At 42.2% G+C, this 6,250-nt stretch carries 9 protein-coding genes; 6 read left to right on the top strand and 3 right to left on the bottom strand.

From position 1 onward, the window contains the following. The coding region (locus tag AC4GME_RS16450; RefSeq protein WP_490379799.1) for a DUF1810 domain-containing protein at positions 1 to 444 on the bottom strand (444 nt) is incomplete at its 3' end. Between the two features lie 415 nt (positions 445 to 859). On the opposite strand from AC4GME_RS16450, the gene AC4GME_RS16445 reads away from it, so the two are divergent. Next, the gene (locus AC4GME_RS16445; RefSeq protein ID WP_490379798.1) at positions 860 to 1,732 is read left to right on the top strand and encodes a DUF3014 domain-containing protein; all 873 of its coding nucleotides are present in this window, start codon (positions 860 to 862) and stop codon (positions 1,730 to 1,732) included. A gap of 150 nt (positions 1,733 to 1,882) precedes the next feature. Here AC4GME_RS16445 and AC4GME_RS16440 read toward each other — a convergent pair whose 3' ends face one another. Together AC4GME_RS16440 and AC4GME_RS16435 are read right to left on the bottom strand one after the other, a co-directional pair. Beyond that, entirely contained in the window at positions 1,883 to 2,206 is a 324-nt protein-coding gene (locus tag AC4GME_RS16440) for a hypothetical protein (RefSeq protein WP_490377809.1), read from the bottom strand. A 111-nt stretch (positions 2,207 to 2,317) separates the two neighbouring features. Then, positions 2,318 to 2,746: a DUF3859 domain-containing protein gene (locus AC4GME_RS16435; protein ID WP_490379797.1), complete on the bottom strand. Its 429-nt coding sequence runs from the start codon at positions 2,744 to 2,746 to the stop codon at positions 2,318 to 2,320. Positions 2,747 to 3,030: 284 nt separating this feature from the next. On the opposite strand from AC4GME_RS16435, the gene AC4GME_RS16430 reads away from it, so the two are divergent. Genes AC4GME_RS16430 through AC4GME_RS16410 form a run of 5 tightly spaced genes read left to right on the top strand, consistent with a single transcriptional unit; the run spans position 3,031 to position 6,154 of the window. After that, complete coding sequence (locus AC4GME_RS16430) at positions 3,031 to 3,417, top strand: hypothetical protein (protein WP_490377810.1); 387 nt, start codon at positions 3,031 to 3,033, stop codon at positions 3,415 to 3,417. 58 nt (positions 3,418 to 3,475) lie between these two features. Then, entirely contained in the window at positions 3,476 to 3,859 is a 384-nt protein-coding gene (locus AC4GME_RS16425) for a PAAR domain-containing protein (RefSeq protein ID WP_490377811.1), read from the top strand. Continuing rightward, the gene (locus AC4GME_RS16420; RefSeq protein ID WP_490379796.1) at positions 3,849 to 4,952 is read left to right on the top strand and encodes a methyltransferase domain-containing protein; all 1,104 of its coding nucleotides are present in this window, start codon (positions 3,849 to 3,851) and stop codon (positions 4,950 to 4,952) included. The genes AC4GME_RS16425 and AC4GME_RS16420 overlap by 11 nt, the downstream gene beginning before the upstream one ends. Next, the gene (locus tag AC4GME_RS16415) at positions 4,939 to 5,526 is read left to right on the top strand and encodes a hypothetical protein (RefSeq protein WP_490377813.1); all 588 of its coding nucleotides are present in this window, start codon (positions 4,939 to 4,941) and stop codon (positions 5,524 to 5,526) included. The genes AC4GME_RS16420 and AC4GME_RS16415 overlap by 14 nt, the downstream gene beginning before the upstream one ends. Positions 5,527 to 5,536: 10 nt before the next feature. Then, entirely contained in the window at positions 5,537 to 6,154 is a 618-nt protein-coding gene (locus AC4GME_RS16410) for a transglycosylase SLT domain-containing protein (RefSeq protein WP_490379795.1), read from the top strand. Positions 6,155 to 6,250 lie beyond the last annotated feature (96 nt).

Raw genomic sequence — 6,250 nt, 5'->3', positions numbered from 1 at the left:
TTCTGTTAATCCCAATATATTTAGCGTGTTTTTATCAAGCTCTCCGCCATAAAACTTAGCAAGAGCACTGTTAAATATTTCTGTATTTTCATTTGTGCAGGCAAACAAGGTCATTGACGAGTGAAACTTCAAATAATCTGGAAATCCAAAGATATCTTTTGCACTGCTAGCGTTAACTTGAAGCACTAAATTCGTACATTCAATTAGCCTTGTACCCAGAATAGGGTGTTTTATATATGCAGCAGCTTCTTGTAGAGACTGAATTGCAAATTTCCGTGCTGTAATGCTTCTTCCCAAGCCGTCTATTTGCGGAAATATATACCATATCCAATGTGATTGTTTCTTACCTGCTTTAAGTTCTTGCAGTACACACTCGTAGCAAGCATCTTGTACATTTAAGAAACGCGAAAGTTTATATTTATCGAGCATATGTTCGTTAATCACAACATCACCTATTTCATCTTTAATAGAAAAACACTGGCGTTAGCAATATGCCTTACATACACTCTAGGCTTGAACGTAAATCGTAACAACTCAGTGTATGATTCTCTGCTCTTGTTTTTCCCTTAATAACCAACATAACACACCAGCAACTTACTGATATTAATACACAAGCCGGCAATTTGATTGGCAGCGCCGTATTGATAGCAAAGTTATACAATGCTTTCTCTGAACATTGCCAAGGTAAATTTAACTGCTCATTTAACAATAAGTGCTAACTATTGTGGATTTATATCGGTGATTTTGCCAAAATCAATGCAATTAACAGGGCTGCTGCACAGTAAGCAACACTTATTGTAAAGAGATAGTCTGGCACCAAACGGCTTACACTCTGACATACATATTCAGGAAAAATACAATGCCAACAGTAAAAAAAACAAAGCGCAACTCGCCGGCAAGCAGCATAATTATTGCAATCGGACTCGTTATGATTGTTGCCGGAACTTATTCTTATTTCACCAGTAAAAATAACGTTCTTCAACCGGTTGCAGAGCTAGAGCCAACGCCGGTAATTGAGCCCGTTAAGGTGCAGCAACCTGCTGCAGCAATTACAGAGACAGTAACACCTCCACTCTTAGTAGCCGCTGAGCCAGAAGTGATAGTTGAACCAACTCCAGAAGTAGAGCCTGCTATCAAGCTGCCCCCATTGGATGAGTCGGATACAATGGCGTTACAGTCAGCGCAACAACTATCATCGCTAGCGACATATTCGCCATTATTAATAAAAACAGATATTATCAGGAACTTCGTTGTTTTTACTGATAACTTCGCCAGAGGAGACTTGCTGGCCAATTTTAGCCCGTTAATAAAACCTGCCGATAAATTTAGTGTGCTTAAACGAGACAATAAAATTTATCTTAATGAAGAAAGCTATAACCGCTATGCTCCCTATGTCGAAATCATAAACTCAATTGATATTGAGTTTATGATCAGCCAATACACCAAGTTAAAACCTTTATTTGATCAAGCTTATCAAGAGATTGGTTACCCGGAAGGCGCATTCGGCAGTACCTTGATTGAAGCAATCGATACAGCACTCGACGCCCCTGTTATTCGCGAGCCAATTGCATTAGTGGCGCCATCAGCAATGTATAAATTCGCAGATCCTGAATTAGAAACGCTAGCCGATGCTCAGAAACTTATGATTCGCATGGGTCCGGATAACATGCTTAAACTGCAAGAGAAACTGCAGGAAATTCAGAGTGCTTTGTTAGCTATCTCTGAGCAGTAAAGACTGCCAGCTATTTACGTTTAACCACCATTGCAGGGAAATGGTGGTTAAACGACAGCCCTTAAAGGCATAGATAACGAACCATGCGCAAACAGCTATAATATCTATTGGCATATAAAAACACAGACAAACGCACGTTTAAACAGTTTTTTAGACCATATTATCTGTAAGCAGATCAAACATAATTGTTTCAGTTACTTGTTCGAGCTCGTATTGACCTAAGAATGAAAAGTCATCAGTCCCTATCTCCCCGACCCCAACACCGACGATATTTGGCTGTTCATCAAGAATAATAAACATAAGCTTTTTGCCTAACTTTGCACTATCAATCGTTACCGCTTCTGAATTGTTACCTTGCTTACGTAACGCTTTATCCAATAAGCCCACAGTGGTTGATAGAGTTCCGCAACGCTTCATAAACAGTTCGTTTACTTGTACAGCCATGCTCAGTAATTGTTCGATATTACTTTTCATATTTTGCCTTTTCTATTCTTATATTTGTAATGCGCATTACCACAATCAACTTGGTTGCTTGCTGAATTTTGTACAAAGCAATACACAGCAGGCATCTTGCCTGTTGATTTTCTATATGTAGGCAAAGCGTTTTTTAAAGCGATCATTTGAGCTACTTGATGAAATATTGAAGGTTTTATCTGCAACAATACGCTTGTTTAATTCAATGGTCATGCGCCAAGGGCCGCATTTATCTTCAACCGGAGCCCAAATTGTATCACCAAGATAAAATTCCCAATCATTATTCGTGATATGAATTTCACCTGTAAAAGGAGCTCGTAATTTTCCGGCTTGATCATGAATACCAGGATGTTCAATACAGTAATTAATTTTGCTGCCACGGGCGTTTTTTATATTAACGATAAAACCAAATTCAATATCTATTTCAGCGGGGATATCAGTGGTAAATTCTTTTATCTTGGGCAGCTCCTTTGCTTTAGATTGCCATTGAGAGTGGATACCATAGGTCTGCATTTTTATAATTGCTTTCTGCTTGGCCATCTTAAGTTCTGCTTTATAGTCATAATTGCAACGGATTATAACAGATACAAAGTGACTACAGCCAGTTAGGTACAAGACAAGAGCCAATTCCCGTTTTTAATAGTTGGATGATCTATACATTCGAAATTGAATTAACTGCATTCGCCGAAACGATAGTACTTTAATTTATTCCTTTAACAGCATGCTAAATTATTATTAATATCCTATAGTGAAACTGTGGTTAGTTCTCCATTAGAAACGCTGCAAAATAACATTCGAAGATATAAATTAAGGGGACTGGAATAATGACTAGCAAAGCAGACGTTGTCAGTTTTAACTATGTCGAGAATGAATTAGAGCCAGTAAAGCAACTGCAGTTAGATTCGGGTCGACAAGTGCAGGCACACTCGAACGAAAATGGGGAGCTCATAGAGATCACCGAAGAAAATGGCGATATTATCCTCAAGATCCTTATGACAGAAAGCGGTCCGGTTATTTCTCTAACCGGCACACACCTTAAGCTTCAGGCAACAGAATCTATTGCTCTGCAAGCAAAAAAAATCAGTATTGAAGCAACAGAAAAAACTTCACTAAAAAGTAATGGCACCATGGAAATAGAGGCATCCGCCGACATTGATATCAAGTCAGAGAACGACATCCGAGCCAAAGGCAAGATGATTTTCCTGAACTGACTAGCTACATAATTACGGCTTGCCCCCAAGGCTCACACCGCGACCAGAGGATAAAACTATGCCAAATGCGGCCCGTATTGGCGATATGGTAAGACAGGACTCCCCGCACTGTCACGCCCCAATTCATCCGCCGGCACCTATTCCGACTCCAGTGCCCCACCCGGCACTTCCTCTGCCAATTATCACCGGAGCTTTCACTGTGCTTATCGGTAATCAGCCAGCCGCCCAGCTTGGCAGTATGACCACTCCCTGTGTATTACCAGGTTGTGTTCCTGCCGGGCCCGGCAATGTTGTTATGGGCTCAACCAGCGTAATCATTGGCGGTATGCCCGCTGCCCGGGTCAATGACCTAACTGCGCATACAACCTGTGTTGCCCCTATTCCCGGCCCGGTAGGTAAAATTCTACCGCCCGGTTGTCCTACGGTAATGATTGGAGGATAAACTTATCAAACGACTACACTTTGAAACGCTGAAGCCTTTATGCCCCATCTGCCTTAAAGGGCAGCGACATTCACCACTTAAAATCGGCTCTGTTTTCAAGGAGAACGGCTATTGCGTGACAGAAGGAATTCTACTTTGCTCACACCCTCAATGCCTAAGTGAATTCCCTATTATTGATGGCATACCAATTATCGTGAGCGATTTGAGAAACTATATATCCCAAAATATTCTGCCGCTCCTTGAACGTCATGATCTGACTGCCACAATGGAAAGCCTGCTCGGAGACTGTTTTGGACCGGGATCAGCCTTTGATAGCCAGCGCCAGCACCTAAGTACTTATGCTTTTGATCATTATGCTGATCTTGATCCCGAGGAAACCGCCACCCCACCGTCAATACCAGGCTCTGTGGCTAGACTGTTGAAACAAGGCCTGCAGTCACTAACAGGAAAAAAAAGCGGACCTGTTATAGATATTGGTTGTGCGGTCGGTCGCAGCAGTTTTGAACTTGCCCAAGAGTTCGACGATTTAGTGCTTGGCGTGGATATTAATTTCAGCATGCTTAAAGTGGCAGCGTCAATCATGGAAACCGGCCAAATTACCTATCCTAAACGAAGAGTGGGAATAACCTACGATCGCCGAGAGTTTTCATTGCCAGCTGACAAAAAAAGAACAGACAAACTGGATTTCTGGGTTTGCGATGCCACGGCCCTTCCCTTGGCAAGCGAGTCGTTCAGTTTAGCGGTCAGCCTTAATCTGCTCGATTGTGTCACCTCACCCTATGACCACTTAAAAGAACTGGCGAGAGTTCTTAGTTCTAAAAGCTGCGGTATTATTGCCACACCTTATGACTGGTCTGCCAATGCCACACCTGTTGGTTCATGGTTGGGGGGGCACTCCCAGCGATCTCCCTATCAGGGAGCCAGTGAGGCGATATTAAGATCATTGTTGGCCGGTGGCGATCACCCCAACGCGCTGGCGGAACTGGCACTGATCTCAGAGCAAGAGATTCCATGGTCATTGCGACTTCATGACCGCAGTCATATGCAATACCAGGTACAAATGACAATGGTGCAAAAATATGTCAGCACTTAAACTCGTATCCAGCAGCACAATAACTTGCCCGCGCATCCACTTTGGCCGGTGCTCTTTTATAGCTCCGACAGGATTTACACTACAGCAACAAGCTTCAGTGACAAATGACTATACCAATACAGATGGTGAGACAGATAAGAGTAAACCAAGCAGTTTCGATGCTAAGTCTCCTCTGACTATTACACTAAGTAACTGCAAAATTCCCTCCGTTACTCCCATATGCTCAAATAAAGCAACAGATATGAAACCAGAAGCCTATCCGGCCAGTATTTGTCTCACCACTTTACCCATATCAGTCATTAATACACCGCTGGCTTATCTACAGCAAAGCAACGAAGCATTAAAATTCGCTAACATAAATTACCAGCTGGACTTTTGCCGAGAAGAGTTATTCAAAGCGCAGCCTGCCGCCTGTTCCCAATCCTGGCTGCAAACGAATTTCAAAATATTCCAACTAAGCTTAAGCTGGCTTAATAATGACGAACTGATTATTACTACTCTATCGGTATCAGAGTCCGGTGTTGAAAAAGGCTGGATGAATCTGCGCAGTTTTGCTGATTCAGTAGTACTTTAAGTGAGGGTAAATGAATACCTGTGCCGTTTTTATTTTTGCACTTTTATTAACATTGCTACCCGCTGCGCTCCTGCGGGCCGAAATATACAGTTACACTGACGCTGCTGGCATGGTGCATTTCAGCAATGTGCCGCATTCAGCTCATTATTGGCAAAGGATCAGGGCAAAAATCAACAGTCAGAAAAAAGTGTCTGGCAGCGGATCGGCAAACTCAGTCGATCACTATGACCCTCTGATCAGAAAAGCATCCAAACAAAACGCCGTTGCCTTTGCTTTAGTTAAAGCGGTAATAAAAGCCGAATCCAACTTTAAAGCAGATGCCGTCTCACCAGCTGGTGCAATGGGAATTATGCAGATAATGCCGATCAATCTTAAACCGCTTAACATTAATGACCCTTTCAACCCGGCTGAAAACATTATGGGCGGAAGCCTTTATCTAAAACAGTTACTGATACAATTTGAAGGCAATCTTCCTCTGGTACTGGCTGCCTATAACGCAGGTCCCAAGGCGGTTGAACGAAACGGCAGCGTACCGCCTTATGCGGAAACGCAACGCTACGTGAAACAGGTGATGGCGTATTATCAGGAATATCAAAGAGAAGACCCACTGGCTAAGAAAGAAAATTAACTCATGTAGTTCTATACTTGTTTTATTGTAGTTTTCACTTCTTTTAAAATGATTCCTAAAAGTAGCATAAGGTTTTATTTTTAAAGAAGTTAAAAC

This window comes from Psychromonas sp. (assembly GCF_983033635.1).
The sequence above is the reverse complement of the archived record's forward strand: the minus strand, read 5'-3'. Positions and strand labels throughout refer to the sequence as shown.

Excerpts from the sequence above, each read along its gene's own strand:
- AC4GME_RS16445 (WP_490379798.1), top strand. The coding sequence starts at position 860 with ATGCCAACAGTAAAAAAAACAAAGCGCAACTCGCCGGCAAGCAGCATA.
- AC4GME_RS16440 (WP_490377809.1), bottom strand. The coding sequence starts at position 2,206 with ATGAAAAGTAATATCGAACAATTACTGAGCATGGCTGTACAAGTAAAC.
- AC4GME_RS16435 (WP_490379797.1), bottom strand. The coding sequence starts at position 2,746 with ATGGCCAAGCAGAAAGCAATTATAAAAATGCAGACCTATGGTATCCAC.
- AC4GME_RS16430 (WP_490377810.1), top strand. The coding sequence starts at position 3,031 with ATGACTAGCAAAGCAGACGTTGTCAGTTTTAACTATGTCGAGAATGAA.
- AC4GME_RS16425 (WP_490377811.1), top strand. The coding sequence starts at position 3,476 with ATGCCAAATGCGGCCCGTATTGGCGATATGGTAAGACAGGACTCCCCG.
- AC4GME_RS16415 (WP_490377813.1), top strand. The coding sequence starts at position 4,939 with ATGTCAGCACTTAAACTCGTATCCAGCAGCACAATAACTTGCCCGCGC.
- AC4GME_RS16410 (WP_490379795.1), top strand. The coding sequence starts at position 5,537 with ATGAATACCTGTGCCGTTTTTATTTTTGCACTTTTATTAACATTGCTA.